We start from the raw sequence: 16,936 nt of genomic DNA on the forward strand, positions 1-16,936 counted from the left end.
ATCCCCGCTTCGGCGGCGACGTGCGGAATGGTATACTCGAACGAAGAGAAAGGAGTCCGCTATGAGCCCCTTCGTCTGGCTGGGTGTCGCCGCCCTGATGGGCATCGTCGAAATCGCGTCGCTCGGCCTCATAACCATGTGGTTCTTCATCGGCGCCCTCGTCGCGTTCGCCGCGAACCTGCTCGGCGCCGACCTGTTCGTGCAGATCGTCGTGTTCCTGATCGTGTCGGTTGCGTGCCTCGTGGGCCTGCGGCCCGTGTTCGTGAAGTACCGCGACCGCGGCAAGCAGGAGGAGCCCACGGTCGTCGGGCGCACGGCCGTGGTGTGCGAGGAGCTGGACGACAAGGGCCTCACCGGTCGCGTCGAGACGGACGACCGCATGACCTGGGCCGCGCGCTCGGCCGACGGCTCCGTCATCCCCGTCGGCGCGGTCGTGCGCGTCGTCGGCCAAGAAAGCGTCAAACTCATCGTCGAGAGGAAGGCTTCCCAATGATCAGATTCGATCCGCTCACCGTCGCCATCATCGTGATCGTGGTGCTCGTGGTGCTGTTCTCGGTCACCTGCATCAAGATCGTGCCGCAGGCGCAGGCCGCCATCGTGGAGCGCCTGGGCTCGTACCTCACCACGTGGAACAACGGGCTGCACATCAAGATCCCGTTCATCGACCGCGTGCGCTCGGGCATCACCCTCAAGGAGCAGGTGGCCGACTTCCCGCCCCAGCCCGTCATCACGAAGGACAACGTGACCATGTCCATCGACTCGGTCGTGTTCTTCAAGATCATGGACCCGAAGCTCTACGCCTACGGCGTGGAGAACCCGCTCATCGCCATCGAGAACCTGGCGGCCACCACGCTGCGAAACATCATCGGCGATCTGGAGCTGGACACCACGCTCGTGTCGCGCGACACCATCAACGCCAAGATGCGCTCCATCCTGGACGAGGCCACCGACGCGTGGGGCATCAAGGTGAACCGCGTCGAGGTGAAGAACATCACGCCGCCCGCCGCCATCCAGCAGGCCATGGAGAAGCAGATGAAGGCCGAGCGCGAGAAGCGCGAGGCCATCCTTCTGGCCGAGGGCGAGAAGCAGTCGGCCATCACGGTGGCCGAGGGCAACAAGCAGGCCCAGATCCTGGCCGCCGAGGCCGACAAGCAGCGCGTGATCCTGGCCGCCGAGGCCGAGAAGGAGAAGCAGATCCGCGAGGCCGAGGGCGAGGCGTCGGCCATCCTGAACGTGCAGCAGGCCACGGCCGACGGCATCCGCATGGTGCGCGAGGCCGGCGCCGACAACGCCGTGCTCACGCTCCAGGCGTTCGAGGCCCTGAAGAAGGTGGCCGACGGCCAGGCCACGAAGCTCATCATCCCCTCCGAGATACAGGGCATGGCCGGCTTGGCCGCCTCCCTCAAGGAGATCGTGGTGGACAAGTAAGAGCCCCTTTCCGTTCGTCGTCGCGCGCGAGCGGAGAGCGAAGCGCGGGGTCGAAGCAGGCCGACCCCTGTCATCCTGAGCGGAGGCGGCGAAGCCGCCGGAGTCGAAGGATCTTCGGCAAGGGAAGGTTTTCCAAGTCGAAGATCCTTCGACTCCGGCCTGCGGCCTCCGCTCAGGATGACGGGAGGGGGACGGCCTGCGGCCTTCGCTCCGGGCGGCATCGCTGTCTGTCTTCGTTCCCATCTCGGGCTTGTGGATGTTTGCCGCATGCTACTGGACAAAGAACCATCGAAACCGCACAATGGCATCCATAAGGAGTTTTCCGCGTCCCGGCCTGCGCCGGGACGCCTGCGATAGAACGAAAAGGACGTGCCGACGTGATCACCATCGTGCAATCACCCAACCCCATATTGAACACGGTGTGCGAACCGTGCGACTTCGACGACAAGAACCTGCGCAAGCTGGCGAAGCAGATGGCCAAGGCCATGTACAAGAACGACGGGTGCGGCTTGGCGGCGCCTCAGCTGGGCGTGGCCAAGCGGCTCGTGGTGGTGGACTGCGACCAGGACGACTCCGGCGAGCAGAACCCCATCGTGCTGGTGAACCCCGTGCTCGTGGAGACGCAGGGCGACCCGGTGGTGGAGGGCGAGGGGTGCCTGTCGTGCCCTGGCATCTCCGTGCCCATCGCGCGGCCCCCGTGGGCGCGCGTGCGCTACTTCGATCTGGACGGCGAGGAATGGGAGATCGAGGGCGACGAGCTTCTGGGCCGCTGCCTGCAGCACGAGCTCGACCACCTGGACGGCGTCACGATGTTCGAGCGCTGCGATCCCGTCGCACGCATCCAGGCCCTGCGCGACTACGAGCTGGCGCGGGCGGCCGGCGCGAAGCCGGGCGAGACGTCGCTTGAACCCCGGGTGCGCTGATCATGCGCGTGGTGTTCATGGGCACGCCGGAGTTCGCGGCCACCATCTTGGAAGACCTGTCCCAGCAGCACGAGGTCGCGGCCGTGTACACGCGCCCCGACGCCGTGCGCGGGCGCGGCAAAGCGCTCGAGGCCTCGCCGGTCAAGCGCACCGCCGAGCGCCTGGGGCTGCCCGTGCGCACGCCGCGCACGCTGCGCGACGAGGCCGCGCAGGCGGAGCTGGCGGCCCTGGAGCCCGACGTCGTGTGCGTGGCCGCCTATGGCGCCATCCTGCCGAAGGCCGTGCTCGACATACCCGCTTTCGGCTGCTTGAACGTGCACGCGTCGCTGCTGCCCCGCTGGCGCGGCGCGGCCCCGGTGGAGCGGGCCATCCTGGCCGGCGACGTCGAGACGGGCGTGTGCGTCATGCGCATGGAAGAGGGCCTGGACACGGGCGCCTTCTGCGTGTGCCGCACGGCCCGCGTGGACGCCAAGACGGCGCCGGAGCTGACCGACGAGCTGGCGAACCTGGGCTCGCACGCGCTGCTCACGGCCCTCGTGCACGTGGCCAGCGACGTGGCCGAGTGGACGGATCAGGACGAGTCCCTGGTCACCTACGCCTCCAAGGTGGAGAAGGGCGAGCTGAACCTGGCGCCCGAGGACGAGGCCGCCATGGCGGCGCGCAAGGTGCGCGCCTCGAGCGCCGCCCATCCCTCCCGCGCGGTCGTGGCCGGACGTCCCGTGACGGTGCGCTCGCTGCGCGCCGTCGACGACGCGCGCGCCCGAGAGCTGGCGGACGGCATGGCGCCGGGGGAGGTACGCTTCGTCGGGAAGCGGCTGTTCCTCGGCTTCTCCGACGGCGCCGCCGAGGTCTTGGCGGTCAAGCCCGACGGCAAGCAGGACATGGACGCCAAGGCGTTCGCGGCCGGGGTGCAGGGCATAAAGCAGGGAACGCTTGCATGGGAGGCCGTCCATGAGTAACGATCGCGCGCCCAAGCGCTCTTCGGCGGCCGGCATGCCCGATCCCGCATCGGACGCGCAGGGCGGCCCGCGCGGCGACCGTCCTCGCAAACCGCGCGGCGATTCCTCCCGGCCGCAAGGCGGCTCCGCGAAACCCGCGCGCGAGGAGCAGCGATCGTCGAAGGCGAGCCCTGCCCGCCTCGCGGCTCTCGACGTCTGCCGCGAGGTGCGGCGGCGCGACGCCTACGCCCAGGACCTCATCGCCGCGCGCGTCGACGAGTCGCGCATGGCGCCTGAGGACCGCGCGTTCGCCACGCTCCTCGCGCTGGGCGTGGCCAGCAGCGTGGGCACGCTCGACGAGGTGCTCGACCGCGCGCTCAACAATCCCGCCGACGTGCAGGACGACGTGCGCGACGCCCTGCGCATCGCCGTCTACGAGATCCTGTTCCTGAACAAGAGCCCCCATGCGGCCGTCGACCAGGGCGTGGAGCTCGTCCGCTCCGTGCAGCCCCGCGCGGCGGGGCTCGGCAACGCCGTGCTGCGCCGCGTGGTGGCCATGAAGGAGGCGTTCCCCTTCGGCGACCCCACCCGCGACGTGGCGGCGCTCGCGCGCCTGCACGCGTTCCCCCTGTGGCTGGCCAAGCGGCTCATCGCCGATCTGGGCCCGCGGGCGGCCGTGGACTTCATGCGCGCCTCGAACGAGCCCGCCCCGCTGTTCGTGGCCGTGAACGAGATAGAGGCGACCCTCGACGAGGTGCGCTCGACGTTCGCGGAAGCGGGCTCGGCGGTGGAGCCGGTGGAGATCGACGGCGCGCGCGTGCCGGGCTGCTTGCGGGTCCCCGACCCGCGGGTGCTGCAGGACGCGCGGGTCAAGCGCCTGTTCGCGCAGGGCAAGGTGCTCGTGTCCGACGCCGCCTCGCAGCTGGTGGCCGAAAGCGTCCTGCCCGCGCACATGCCCGCCTCGTTTTTGGAGGTGGGGGCCGGGCGCGGCACGAAGACCATCCTGCTGCAAAGCGGCGCCCTGCGCGCCTACGGCAGCCAGATGGAGCTGGTGGCGCTCGACAACCACGCCTTCAAGACCGACCTTCTGCGCGAGCGCGCGCGGACGTACGGCGTGCACGTGGCCGAGGCTTTGACGGGCGATGCGACCGAGCTGGACGAGGTGCTGGGAGCGCGCTGCTTCGATGCCGTGTTCATCGATGCGCCGTGCTCGGGGCTGGGCACGTTGCGCCGCCATCCCGAGATACGCTGGCGCCTCACCGAGGAGCGCATGGGCGAGCTCGCCGCGCTCGGCTTGGCGCTCCTGCGCTCGGCCGCCGGGCACGTGTCCCCCCGCGGACAGCTGGCGTACGCCACGTGCACCGTCGCGCACGTGGAGAACAACGCCGTGGTGAAGCGCTTCCTTGAAAGCCCGGAGGGCGCGGGGTTCGAGCTGGCGCCCATCGCCGGTCGGTCGTGCGTGGCCACGAGGCTCGCTCCCGGAACCTCCGACGCGCACTTCGCCGTGCGCTTCGCGCGCAAGCGGTGACGCGAAGCCCCCTCCGGTTGCATAGATGCTAGAATCGGGTGGATCTGCCTCGGCCGGCGCCGCGTCCGGCAGGCAAGAAGTCAGAAAGGCAGGGACATGCAACCAGCACGCATCATGGAGATTCTCGACGTAGTCGAGAAGGCGGCCATCGCCTCGGCGGAATGGAACGGCAAGGGCGACAAGGTGGCGGTCGACCAGGCGGCCACCACGGCCATGCGCGAGGCGCTCAACGCCATCGACTTCGCGGGCCGCATCGTCATCGGCGAGGGCGAGCGCGACGAGGCTCCCATGCTCTACATCGGCGAGGAGGTGGGCCGCGGCGGCGAGGAGATCGACATCGCGGTCGACCCGCTGGAGGGCACGAACCTGTGCGCCTTCAACAAGCCGAACGCGCTCACCACCATCGCCATAGCCCCGCGCGGCGCGCTGCTGTTCGCCCCCGACACCTACCTGCAGAAGATCGCCGCCGGTCCCGCGGCGGCCGGCGCCGTGCACATCGACAAGACCCCCGCCGAAAACGTGGCGGCCGTGGCCGAGGCGCTGGGCAAGCCGGTGGGAGAGGTGAGCGTATGCATTCTCGACCGCGACCGCCACAAGGATCTCGTCCAAGCCGTGCGCGACGCCGGCGCGCGCGTGCGGCTCATCGGCGACGGCGACGTGTTCGGCGCTATCGCCACGGCCGTTCCCGGAACGGGCATCGACCTGTACATGGGGGCCGGCGGCGCGCCCGAGGGCGTGCTGGCGGCGGTCGGCCTCAAGGCCATCGGCGGCGTGTTCATGGGCCGTTTGCGCTTCGATCTGGACAGGGACGGCGAGGAGAAGCGCTGCCGAGCCGAGCAGACCGCCGACGTCGACCTGGACGGCGTGCTCACCATGGACATGCTCGTGCGCACCGACGACGCGGCCTTCCTCGCCTGCGGCGTGACCGACGGCGAGATGGTGTCCGGCGTGTCGAAGGCCCACGGGTGCGTCACCACCGAGAGCATCATCATGAACGCCGCCGACCAGACGGTCCGCTTCATCAAAACGTGCCGGCGCGGCGAGAACGGCAGCGTCCGGTTCGACTAGCGGCGGAACGCGGCCGCACCCGCCCGATCCCTCGGGCGGGCGAACGAGTTCGGGGCGCCCTCCTGATCGTCCGAGGGTTCTTCCGCGACGCCTGGCCCTGCACCCGAGAAGAGAGAAGCCCATGGAAGAGAGAACTACGCTGTTCGCATACGTGTACGGCGACTTGGCGGGCCAGATAGCCAACGGCACGATGCGCAACGGCGACACGCTTCCTTCCATGAACGACCTGTGCAAACGCTACGGCGTGGGCATCAGGACGATTCGCGACGTGCTGGCGGCACTGCGCACCGACGGCTACATCGCCACCGAGGAGCGCAAGCGGGCGGTCGTCACCTATCAGGTGTCCGAGGCCGACGAACGGGGTATCCGGTCCCTTCTTGCCCGCAAAGACGGGATCCTCGACTGCTACCGCACGTTCGAGCTTGTCATGCCGCCGTTGTTCGCCTTCGCCGCGCGGTTCTGCGACGATGACGACTTCCGATCCTTCGAGCGTGCTGCTTCGCGGGTGGGGGAGGCTCCCAACAAGGGCGATTGGCGGCTTCGCCAGTCGTCGGCCCTGCTGCACCGTTTGCTGGGGAAAACGGGGAACCCGCTGCTTTCCGAATGCTACGCGAGCATCGAGCGCGCGTGCACGGTGCCGACGTTTCCCGGGTTCGCGGCTCCCTACGCCAAGGCGATGGAGGAGATGGACGGCACGTTCGCCTGGGCGGTCGACTCTCTTGCGCTCGGCGACGCCGTGGAGGTCGAGCGGAGGTTCGGTCGGATGTACCGGGAAACGGCGAAATACGTGGAAGCGTACCTTGCCGAGCTGGCCGACGCCTATCCGGACGTGCGGTCGAGCGAGCCGGCCTTCGCGTGGAGCGCGCGGGCCGGACGGGAGCGCGTCTACGCCCAAGTGGCTCGCGACCTGGTGCTCCGCATCTACAACGGCGAATTCTCAGACGGCGACGACCTGCCGTCCATCGCCGAGCTGGCCGACGCCTACGGCGTGTCGCCGTCGACGGTGCAGAAGACGTTCGGCATCCTCAACATGATCGGCGTGGTGCGCACCGTGAACGGCCGCGGCACGCGCGTCTGCCTGACCGACATCTCCTTCGATCGCCGCACGCTCGGCGACGGCTCCTTCAGGCGCGACGTCGAAGTGTTCGTTGACGCCCTGCAGATGCTGTGCGTCGTCCTGCCCGCTGCGGTGGGCACGGTGTCCGGGCGCATGGACGCCGTCGCCCGCGACGTCGACGGGCTCCTTGCGCGGGACGCGGAAGAGTGGGCCGTGCCGCACGCGCTCCTGCGGGCGCTCGTGGACTGCGTGCCCCTTCCGTCGTTCCGGGTCGTATTGGACGAATTGAGCGAGCTGCTGCTCTGGGGCCGCTTCTTCGCGTTCTTCAACCCGGGAGCCTCCACGGAGGAGCAGCGTTCTCTGGGCCTCGATGGGCTCGCCTGCGTGCGCGCGGGAGACGCCGAGGGTTTCGCCCTCGCCATGGTCTCCTACTACCGGGTTCTGCTCGCCGCCGTTCCGGCCTTCTTCGAGCGGGCGGGCGCGTCAGGTTTGAAGCGGGTCGTCGTTCCGTAGGGCTGCGGCGTTTCGCGCGTCGGCCCAGCGCTCGAACTCTTCGCGGGGCAGCGGCTTCGAGAACACGTAGCCCTGTACGGAGTCGCATCCGACGGCGCGGAGGAAGCGTAGCCATCTGTCGTCCTCGATGCCCTCCGCGACGGTCGTCAGGCCCAGCTTGCCCGCAAGGCGCACGACGGCCTCGACCACGTCGCGGGCACGCTCCGAATAGTCTTGGAAGAAGCAGCGGTCGAGCTTGAGCGCGTCGACGTCGAACTCCTTGAGGAGCCCGAGCGACGAATAGCCCGACCCGAAGTCGTCGAGCGAGCAGGTGAAACCGAACTCGTGCATGGCGTCGACCGCCCTCTTCACGTTGCCGATGGCCTCGTTGTCGAAGAAGATGGACTCGGTCATCTCCATCTCGACGAGGTGGCGGGGGACTGCGTGCTCGTCGGCGATGCGGACGAACGGCTGCAGGAACCCGGGGTTCTCGAAATGCCGTCTCGACAGGTTGACCGACACGGGGACCGGTTCGCGCCCCTCCGTGATCCAGCGGGCCAGGAGTTCGCATACCTGCTCGAATATCAACAGGTCGATTTTAACGATGTCGCCCGATTTCTCGAAAACGGGAATGAACTCGACGGGGTTGACGGCGCCCCATCGGGGGTGGTGCCAGCGCACCAGGGCCTCCGCTCCGACAACCTTGCCGTCGGAAAGGCGCACCTTGGGTTGCAGGTTGACGACGAAGTCGCGCTTCTCTATTGAGCCGTCCAGCAGATTCGCCAGCTCTTTCTCGCGTTTGAGGCGCTCTACGGCTTCGGCATCGTAAAAGCGGCACAGCGCGCCCGGTCGGTCGGAGGAGCCCCTGCGCGCGTCGTTCGCCCGGTCGATCATGGCGGCGACGTCAAGCCCCCTGTCCTCGACGACGTAGACGCCGCAGTTCAAAACCAGGTAGTACGGATGCTCGCGGCGCTCGTTGAACGCGTTCGCGTCTTCGGCGATGCGCTCGATGCGCTTCTCGATGGATGTGCGGTCGCTTTCTTTCAATAGCAGGTAAAAGTGGTCGGCTTCGCCCCGCGCGACCGCCTCGTCCGCACCCAGGCAGCCGTCGACCACGCGCAGGATATGGCGGAGCACGTCGTTGCCCTTTTCGTTCCCGAAGCTCTCGTTGATGAGGCGGAAGTCGCGCACGTTCAAGGAGGCGATGCTCCATGCGCCCGAACCGGCGTCCTCGACGAGCTTCTGACAGACGATGCGGAACCGGGACGCGGACATGCCGCCGGTCAGGGGGTCGACGAAAGCGATCTCCTCGATGTTCCGACGATGGCTCCGCTCCAAGGCCAGCATGACGAACAGGATGGCCGCGAAGGCGAGCACCGCGATGCCGACGATGGCGAACGTTTGGGTGATGTAGCGGTTCATGGGCGCCGATACGATATCCGCCGGCACGAGCGTGAGCAGCACCCACCCGTATCGGTCGAGGGGGTTGTAGGCCATGACCACGTCCTCGTCGTCCACCGTGGTGAAGGATAAGGTTCCGTCGCGGCCTTGGCGCATGTCGGTTCTCATGCGCTCGATGTCGGCGACGGCGGCCTCGTCGCGCCGTTCCTGAAACACGTCGTCGAGCTCCATGAAAAAGTGCAGATCAACGGGGGAGATGACGACGTTTCCCTGCGAATCGACGATACACGAGACGCTGGCTCCCTCGAAGCTTCCGTTCTGCATCAGCTTCTGCATGCTCGTTTTGTCCTTAAGGCCGACGAGCACACCGCACACCGCGTCGTCTCGGACGATGGGAACCGTGTATGAGATGCTCTGGCCGTCGAGCACGGTGACGCCCGGTTCGCCCGCCATGGCCGCTCGGAAGCCCGCTTGGGAGGCTATGTTCGACGTGTCGCCCGCGCGTCCGACCACGTTGCCTTCCGCGTCGGCTTCAAAAATCCGTGTGAACCCCAGCATCTCAGCTTTGCGGTCGAGGAACCCCTCCCGCTCGTCTTCCCGATCGAGCCGGACGAGGCTGTCCGCCACCGAGTCGAGGTCGACGGTGATCTTTTTGAGGCGCTGTTCCACGTTGGCTGCTATCTGGGCGGAAACGTCGCTTTCGTACCGCTCGGTCGTCAGGCTCGCGGCCTTCTGGAGTTGGGCGGTGTTGAACACGAGCAGGGCGGAAACGAGGCCGACGAGCAGGACGGCGGCTACGAGCAGCGCCCGCCTTCCCGCTCGGCTCCGTGCGCCGGAGGGGGTTGTCCTCCTTTGGTGGCTCCTGTACTTCGAGGGGTCGCCGTGTGTGCTCTCGTTCATCATTCGTCGTCTCGTAATCATCAGCTTATTGTAAACGTACACAATAATATGTTCGCACTAAGGTATCAGAAAGGGGGACGGGCTGCAATGCCTGCGGCTCGTTTCGCTGTTTCGAACGGGAGCGTCCGCCGATGGGAGCGTTTTCGAGGCCCGCTTCTGCGCGGTCCGGATCGTCGCGCGGGGCGGTGCTCCCCGGCGGGGAAGGCGGGCCGCTTTCTCGCGAGGCCTCGCGGCCGCCTGCGAAGATTTCCCCCTTCTCGCACTGCAACCGACTAAAGTGCTATACAATATGAGGACTTTTATCGGTCGGGCACCGCCTTCGCGGCGATGCCGCTTCACCTGAGAAGGAGGTCTTGCGACTTCTATGGAGCCGAACATCGAAGAGGTGGCGGGGCGCATTCGGGCGCTGCGCGAAGACCTCGACATCACCATGCAGGAGATGGCCGACGCCACGGGCCGCTCCGTCGCCGAGTACGCCGCCCAGGAGTCGGGCAAGCAGGACCTGTCCTTCACGTTTCTGTACAAGTGCGCCGAGCGCCTGGGCGTCGACGTCATCGAGCTTCTGACGGGCGAGAACCCGCACCTGTCGGGCTACTCGCTCACGCGCGCGGCCGACGGGCTGTCCATCAAGCGGCGCGCGGGCTTCGAGTACCTGCACAAGGCGCCCCACTTCAAGAACAAGCTGGCCGAGCCGTTCCTGGTCACCGCACCGTACCTTCCGGAAGAGCAGGACAAGCCCATCCACCTGTCCTACCACGTGGGGCAGGAGCTCGACTACATCATCTCCGGCAAGATGCGCTTCGCCTACGAGGACCACGTGGAGGAGCTGGAGGCCGGCGACCTGCTCATGTACGACTCGGGCCGCGGCCACGGCATGATCGCCACGGGCGGCGAGCCGTGCGTGTTCCTGGCCGTCGTCATGAAGCCCCACGGGGAGACGATTATCTAGGCGCTGCCGCCGCCCGCCGGCCCGCCGCTGCGCGACGGGGCCGGAGGACCCGCGGTCGAGCGCCGACGCACCGATGATCGTATCCGTCTCGCGGCGGATTGCCTGCCGCATTGCTCCCAAGGAAGAGAAACCATGAGAAACATCAACCTTCGCTTCGTCACCGAACGCTACAACGAGGACGGCCTGCTCGCCGACTTCGCCGTCAACTGCCCCGCCGGCTTCAACTTCGGCTACGACGTGGTCGACGACATCGGCGCGTTCGATCCCGACCGCCGCGCCATGGTGTGGTGCAACCCCGAGGGCGAGGAGCACGTGTTCACGTTCGCCGACATGAAGAGGTGGTCGGACAAGACGGCGAACTACCTGGCCGAAGCCGGAATCGGGCGGGGCGACTACGTGATGGTCATCCTGCGCCGCCACTACCAGTTCTGGTTCGTGGCCACCGCGCTTGCGAAGCTCGGCGCCGTCATGGTGCCCGCCACGTTCATGCTCAAGGAGCACGACCTGGAGTACCGCCTGAACGGCGCCTCCATCAAGGCCGTCATCGCCACGTCGCTCGGCGATATCGCGAGCGTGATGGACAACGTGGCCGAGGCGTGCCCCACCGTGCAGGTGAAGATGCTGGTGAACGGCGCGGGAGGCGGACTCACGCCCGAGGACGCCGAGGGCAACCTCGTGTTCCCCGACGACGGCCTGCCGCTGGGCGCGGCCCTCTCGGGCCCGGACGGCGTCTGCGCCGCCCCTGCCGAGCGCGCGGGCTGGCTCGACTTCAACACGGGCGTGCGCGCCGCGAGCGAGGACTTCGCACGCCGCGAGACGGCCGCCGCCGACCCCATGCTCATGTACTTCTCCTCCGGCACGTCGGGCAACCCCAAGATGGTGCTGCACGACTCCGAGTACGCCATCGCGCACCTGGTCACGGCCAAGCACTGGCACAACGTGCAGCCCGACGGCCTGCACTTCACCATCGCCGACACCGGTTGGGGCAAGGCCGTGTGGGGCAAGTACTACGGCCAGTGGCTCATGGAGGCGTGCGTGTTCACGTACGACTTCGACCGCTTCCACCCCTCCGAGATCCTGTCGCTCATCGGGAAGCACGGCATCACGACGCTGTGCTGCCCGCCCACCATGTACCGCATGATGATGGCCGAGGACCTGGATGCCTACGACCTGTCCACGCTCGCGTACTCCACCACGGCGGGCGAGGCTTTGAACCCCGATCTGTTCGACTTCTGGAAGGAGCACACGGGGCTCACCATCTACGAGGGCTTCGGCCAGACCGAGACACCGCTCACCATCGCGAACCTCACGGGGTCGACGCCGCGCCCCGGCTCCATGGGCAAGCCGGTGCCGCTGTACAACGTGGAGATCCAGCGCGCCGACGGCACCCGCTGCGACACGGGCGAGACGGGCGAGGTGTGCATCGACGTGCACGAGAAGGCCGCCGGCATCATGCTGGAGTACTACCGCGACCCGGAGAAGACCGCCGCGGCCGTGTACGACGGCTGGTACCACACCGGCGACACCGCCTGGTGCGACGAGGACGGCTACTTCTGGTACGTGGGCCGCAACGACGACGTCATCAAGTCGAGCGGCTACCGCATCGGCCCCTTCGAGATCGAGAGCGTGCTCCTGGAGCACGAGGCCGTGCAGGAATGCGCCGTCACGGGCGTGCCCGACCCGGTGCGCGGCAAGGCCGTGAAGGCCACCGTGGTGCTCTCTCCCGGCTTCGCGGGAAGCGACCTGCTCACCAAGGAGCTGCAGACGTGGGTGAAGAAGCGCACGGCGCCCTACAAGTACCCGCGCATCGTGGAGTACGTGGACGCCCTGCCCAAGACCGTGAACGGCAAGATCCGCCGCGCCGCCATCCGCGAGGTGGACGAGAAGGCCGCCCCGGAAGGGCTGGTGTGATGGGCGCCTCTTGTCATCCTGAGCGGAGCGCCGCAGGCGCGGAGTCGAAGGATCTTCCAGAACGGGAGACCCCCTTGGCCGAAGATCCTTCGACTACGGTCGCTTCGCTCCCTGCGCTCAGGATGACAAACGCGCCCGTCCTCGTGGTGTGCGGGCATTACGGGGTGGGCAAGACCAACCTGTCGCTCAACCTGGCGCTCGACGCCGCGGCGCGCGGCCTCGAGGCGACGATCGTCGACTTGGACGTGGTGAACCCGTTCTTCCGCTCGAGCGACTACGCGGGGCTGCTCGACGAGGCGGGCGTGCGCGTGATCGCGCCCGTGTTCGCCGGCACGAACCTGGACGGGCCGAGCCTGTCGGGCACCATCCTGCCGGCCATCGAGCAGGCGCGCACACACGAGGGGCGCCTGCTCGTCATCGACGCGGGGGGCGACGACGTGGGAGCCACGGCGCTCGGGCGCTTCGCGCACGCCGTGGCGGCGGGGCCTTACGAGATGCTCTACGTGGTGAACCGCAGCCGCAACCTCACGCAGGAGCCCGCCGAGGCGGCCGAGGTGCTGCGCGAGATCGAGGCGAAGTCGCACCTTTCCGCCACGGCCGTTGCGAACAACACGCATTTGCAGGAATGCACCGACGAGGCCGTAGTGGCCGCGGGCATCCCGTTCGCGGAAGAGGTGGCGCGGCTCGCGGGCCTGCCGCTCGCCTTCACCACGGTGCCGGCCGGCGCGACGGGGCAGGTCGCCGACCGGAAAATCACCCACCTTGCGCCGAATGGGGGGAGCCAAGCGCTCTATCCTGTGCAAGTATATGTAAGAACTCCCTGGCAATAAGACGAGAGAGCAGCGCGCGGGCGCCAACCGCCGCCGGCGCGAGCATACGGACGAGACGAGGAAGGCGGATCATGGCGAGAATCAGCGTAGACGACCGCTTCTGCAAAGGGTGCGGCCTGTGCGTCGACGCGTGCCCCGAGCACATCATGGAGCTCGACAACGACAAGATCACCGCGAAGGGCTACCACCCCGCGTACTGCACCGACCTGGGCACGTGCACGGGCTGCGCGTCCTGCGCGACGATGTGCCCCGACGTTGCGATCACGGTAGAGAGGTAGGGGAACATGGCAGAGAAAGTGCTCATGAAGGGCAACGAGGCGCTCGCCGAAGCCGCGATGCGCGCCGGTTGCCGCTTCTTCTTCGGGTATCCCATCACGCCGCAGACGGAGCTCGCGGCCTACATGTCGAAGCGCATGCCGAAGGTCGGCGGAACGTTTCTGCAGGCCGAAAGCGAGATCGCGGCCATCAACATGGTGTACGGCGCGGCTGCGGCCGGCGCGCGCGTCATGACGTCGTCTTCGTCGCCGGGCATCTCGCTCAAGGGCGAGGGCATCTCCTACATGGCCGGCGCCGATCTTCCGGGCGTCATCATCAACGTGCAGCGCGGCGGTCCGGGCCTGGGCGGCATCCAGCCCTCGCAGGCCGATTACTGGCAGGCCACGCGCGCGCTCGGACACGGCGACTTCCGCGTGGTGGTGTACGCGCCCTCCACGGTGCAGGAGATGGCCGACTACGCGTTCACGGCCTTCGACGTAGCCGACAAGTACCGCACGCCCGTCATGATCCTGGCCGACGGCATGCTCGGCCAGATGATGGAGCCCGTGGTCATGCCCGAGCCGCACGGCGGCTCCGTCGAGAAGCCCTGGGCCACGACCGGCCACAAGCATCAGCGCGCCCACAACGTGGTGAACTCGCTGTACCTCACGGCCGACGAGCTGGAGCGCCTGAACGTGGAGCGCTACGAGCGCTACGCGGCCATCGAGCGCGACGAGCAGCGCGCCGAGACGTTCCTCACGGAAGACGCCGATATCGTGGTCGTGGCCTTCGGCGCGAGCGCCCGCGTGGCGCGCAGCGCCGTGGTCGAGGCCCGCGCGAAGGGCGTGAAAGCCGGTCTCGTGCGCCCCATCACGCTCTGGCCGTTCCCGACCGACGCCATCGAAGCCGTCGTTCCCACCGCCAAGGCGTTCCTGGACGTGGAGATGAACATGGGCCAGATGGTGGACGACGTGCGCCTCGTGGTGGCGGGACGCCGCCCCGTGGAGTTCTTCGGCCGCACCGGCGGCGTCATCCCGACGCCCGTGGAGGTGCTGGCCCGCATCGAGGACCTGAACGCTCGCATGACGAAGGGAGGGGAGTAACCCATGGCTGAGAAGGAACTGAAGACCGTGTTCGAGCGCCCGCACGCCCTGCTGCCCGTGGTGACGAACTACTGCCCGGGCTGCACGCACGGCATCATCAACCGCTTGGTGGCCGAGTGCCTGGACGAGCTGGACGTGGAGGGCGACGCCGTGGGCGTGGCCCCGGTGGGCTGCTCCGTCATGGCCTACGACTTCTTCGGCTGCGACATGATCGAGGCCGCCCACGGGCGCGCCCCGGCGGTCGCCACGGCCGTGAAGCGCGTGCATCCCGACGGCGTGGTGTTCGCCTACCAGGGCGACGGCGACTTGGCCTCCATCGGCATGGCCGAGACCATCCACGCGGCCACGCGCGGCGAGAACATCACCGTCATCTTCATCAACAACGCCATCTACGGCATGACGGGAGGCCAGATGGCTCCCACGAGCCTGCCGAACCAGGTGACGCAAACGAGCCCCTACGGCCGCGACACGGACGCCGCCGGGTTCCCCATCCGCGTGTGCGAGCTGCTGAGCTCGCTCGACGGCGTGGCGTACCTGGAGCGCGTGACGGCCGACTGCCCGAAGAACGTGCGCAAGGCGAAGAAGGCCATCAAGAAGGCGTTCCAGACCCAGATCGACGGCGCGGGCTACTCGCTCGTGGAGGTGGTGGCCACGTGCCCCACGAACTGGGGCATGACGCCGCAGGACTCGTTCACGTGGATGCGCGAGAACATGCTGCCGTACTACCCGCTGGGCGTGTACAAGGACGTGCGCGCCGAGGGCTTCGCCAACGCGTCGGAAGCCGCCGCGGCGCGCGCGGCCGACTGCCCGATCGCGAACCCTGCCGCGCAGGCGGAAGGAGGTGCGCGATGAGCCGCTCCCTGAACATCGTGCTCGCCGGTTTCGGCGGGCAGGGCGTGCTGTTCGCCGGCAAGCTCATCGCCTACGCCGGCCTGCTGGAGGACCGCGAGGTGTCGTGGCTGCCCTCCTACGGCCCCGAGATGCGCGGCGGCACCGCGAACTGCAGCGTGTGCCTGTCCGACGACCCCATCGGAAGCCCCCTCGTGCTCTCTCCCAACGCGCTCATCGCCATGAACCAGCCCTCGCTGGACAAGTTCGCGGACGCCGTGGCCGAGGGCGGCGTCGTGGTGGCCGACTCCACGCTCATCGCCGACATCCCGGACATCCCCGGAGCAAAGATGTGCGCCATCCCTGCCACGGCCATGGCCGAGGAGGCCGGCTTCAAGAAGCTCGCCAACATCATCATGGCCGGCAAGCTGTACGCCGAGACGCGGTTCTGCGCCGAGGACACGCTCTGGAAGGCCATGGAGAAATGCGTGCCGGCCGGTAAAGCCGCCATGCTGGAGATGAACAAGAAGGCATTGCGCCTGGGAATGGAAGCGTAAGCAAGGCGGATTCGCAGGACGAACCGATTGGGACGGATTCGCCGGTTGAACCCGTAGGGGCGCTCTCCGGAGCGCCCGCTCGCGCGCAGCGCGAGAACGCGACGACGCAAACCCCGCGGCGTCGCCGAGAGCAAGAAAGGAACCGCATGGTTGAGGTACTGCACGAGATAGGGCTGCGCATCAAAGGCTTGCGCGAGGCGTGCGACGTCACGCGCGAGGAGATGGCGCGCGACCTGGAGGTGCCGCTCGAGACTTACGAGCGCTGGGAAGAGACGGGCGAGGACGTGCCCATCTCGGCCATCTACCACATGGCCCACAAGTTCGGCGTGGAGTTCACCGAGATCCTCACCGGCACGGCCGCCAAGCTCGACACCTACCAGGTGGTGCGCTGGGGGGAGGGCCGCGAGGTCGACCGCTACCCGGGCTACCACTTCGAGGACCTGGCATGGCGCTACAGCGGCAAGATCATGCAGCCGCTGCTGGTGGTGCTGGACCCCTCCGACGAGCCCGCGAAGCTCGTGACGCACTCGGGGCAGGAGTTCAACCTGGTGCTGGAGGGCTGCGTCGTGGTGACGTGGGGCGACAAGGAGTTCGAGCTGTGCGCGGGCGACAGCATCTACTTCAACCCCGAGCATCCGCACGGCCAACGCTGCGAGGGGGACGTGCCCGCCAAGTTCGTCACCATCATCGCGGAGTAAGTTTCGACCTGCGAGTTCGGGCCTGCGGGCGGTGGAGGCGGCTCGTGCTCGGGCAGTCCTGAGCTCGCAC

Annotated in this window: 16 protein-coding genes; 15 read left to right on the top strand and 1 reads right to left on the bottom strand. The window is 67.8% G+C overall.

Annotation, left to right across the window (positions count from 1 at the left end):
- The first annotated feature begins 61 nt into the window (after positions 1–61).
- From C1878_RS07840 to C1878_RS07870, 7 genes are all read left to right on the top strand, one after another.
- Positions 62–493 (top strand): NfeD family protein, encoded by a 432-nt coding sequence (locus C1878_RS07840; RefSeq protein WP_114601063.1) that lies wholly within the window; start codon positions 62–64, stop codon positions 491–493.
- Positions 490–1,428 (top strand): SPFH domain-containing protein, encoded by a 939-nt coding sequence (locus tag C1878_RS07845; protein WP_114601064.1) that lies wholly within the window; start codon positions 490–492, stop codon positions 1,426–1,428. Before C1878_RS07840 ends, C1878_RS07845 begins: the two co-directional genes overlap by 4 nt.
- A 377-nt stretch (positions 1,429–1,805) precedes the next feature.
- The gene (def, locus tag C1878_RS07850; protein ID WP_114601065.1) at positions 1,806–2,351 is read left to right on the top strand and encodes a peptide deformylase; all 546 of its coding nucleotides are present in this window, start codon (positions 1,806–1,808) and stop codon (positions 2,349–2,351) included.
- Positions 2,352–2,353: 2 nt separating this feature from the next.
- Complete coding sequence (fmt, locus tag C1878_RS07855) at positions 2,354–3,310, top strand: methionyl-tRNA formyltransferase (protein ID WP_114601066.1); 957 nt, start codon at positions 2,354–2,356, stop codon at positions 3,308–3,310.
- Entirely contained in the window at positions 3,303–4,817 is a 1,515-nt protein-coding gene (locus C1878_RS07860) for an RsmB/NOP family class I SAM-dependent RNA methyltransferase (RefSeq protein WP_241963657.1), read from the top strand. Before fmt ends, C1878_RS07860 begins: the two co-directional genes overlap by 8 nt.
- A 96-nt stretch (positions 4,818–4,913) precedes the next feature.
- Positions 4,914–5,885: a class II fructose-bisphosphatase gene (glpX, locus tag C1878_RS07865; protein WP_114601067.1), complete on the top strand. Its 972-nt coding sequence runs from the start codon at positions 4,914–4,916 to the stop codon at positions 5,883–5,885.
- Between the two features lie 121 nt (positions 5,886–6,006).
- A complete protein-coding gene (locus C1878_RS07870) occupies positions 6,007–7,455 on the top strand; it encodes a FadR/GntR family transcriptional regulator (RefSeq protein WP_114601068.1) in 1,449 nt (482 codons plus the stop codon).
- Here C1878_RS07870 and C1878_RS07875 read toward each other — a convergent pair.
- Positions 7,426–9,738, bottom strand: coding sequence for a GGDEF domain-containing protein (locus C1878_RS07875; RefSeq protein ID WP_199519309.1), 2,313 nt, complete (start codon positions 9,736–9,738; stop codon positions 7,426–7,428). The genes C1878_RS07870 and C1878_RS07875 overlap by 30 nt on opposite strands.
- A 361-nt stretch (positions 9,739–10,099) precedes the next feature.
- On the opposite strand from C1878_RS07875, the gene C1878_RS07880 reads away from it, so the two are divergent.
- From C1878_RS07880 to C1878_RS07915, 8 genes are all read left to right on the top strand, one after another.
- Positions 10,100–10,684, top strand: a complete 585-nt coding sequence (locus C1878_RS07880; protein ID WP_114601070.1) for a helix-turn-helix domain-containing protein — start codon at positions 10,100–10,102, stop codon at positions 10,682–10,684.
- Between the two features lie 132 nt (positions 10,685–10,816).
- Positions 10,817–12,595, top strand: coding sequence for an AMP-binding protein (locus C1878_RS07885; RefSeq protein ID WP_114601071.1), 1,779 nt, complete (start codon positions 10,817–10,819; stop codon positions 12,593–12,595).
- 74 nt (positions 12,596–12,669) lie between these two features.
- Positions 12,670–13,425 carry a ParA family protein gene (locus C1878_RS07890; RefSeq protein ID WP_241963658.1) on the top strand — a complete coding sequence of 252 codons (756 nt, stop codon included), beginning with the start codon at positions 12,670–12,672 and terminating at the stop codon, positions 13,423–13,425.
- A 71-nt stretch (positions 13,426–13,496) separates the two neighbouring features.
- Positions 13,497–13,703 (top strand): 4Fe-4S binding protein, encoded by a 207-nt coding sequence (locus tag C1878_RS07895; protein WP_114601072.1) that lies wholly within the window; start codon positions 13,497–13,499, stop codon positions 13,701–13,703.
- A 6-nt stretch (positions 13,704–13,709) separates the two neighbouring features.
- The gene (locus C1878_RS07900; protein WP_114601073.1) at positions 13,710–14,783 is read left to right on the top strand and encodes a 3-methyl-2-oxobutanoate dehydrogenase subunit VorB; all 1,074 of its coding nucleotides are present in this window, start codon (positions 13,710–13,712) and stop codon (positions 14,781–14,783) included.
- Between the two features lie 3 nt (positions 14,784–14,786).
- Positions 14,787–15,635, top strand: coding sequence for a thiamine pyrophosphate-dependent enzyme (locus C1878_RS07905; protein WP_114601074.1), 849 nt, complete (start codon positions 14,787–14,789; stop codon positions 15,633–15,635).
- Positions 15,632–16,168: a 2-oxoacid:acceptor oxidoreductase family protein gene (locus C1878_RS07910; RefSeq protein ID WP_114601075.1), complete on the top strand. Its 537-nt coding sequence runs from the start codon at positions 15,632–15,634 to the stop codon at positions 16,166–16,168. The genes C1878_RS07905 and C1878_RS07910 overlap by 4 nt, the downstream gene beginning before the upstream one ends.
- A 146-nt stretch (positions 16,169–16,314) precedes the next feature.
- Positions 16,315–16,866, top strand: a complete 552-nt coding sequence (locus tag C1878_RS07915) for a helix-turn-helix domain-containing protein (RefSeq protein WP_114601076.1) — start codon at positions 16,315–16,317, stop codon at positions 16,864–16,866.
- Positions 16,867–16,936: the final 70 nt, after the last annotated feature.

The organism is Gordonibacter sp. 28C, assembly GCF_003339845.1.
Classification (GTDB): Bacteria; Actinomycetota; Coriobacteriia; order Coriobacteriales; family Eggerthellaceae; genus Gordonibacter.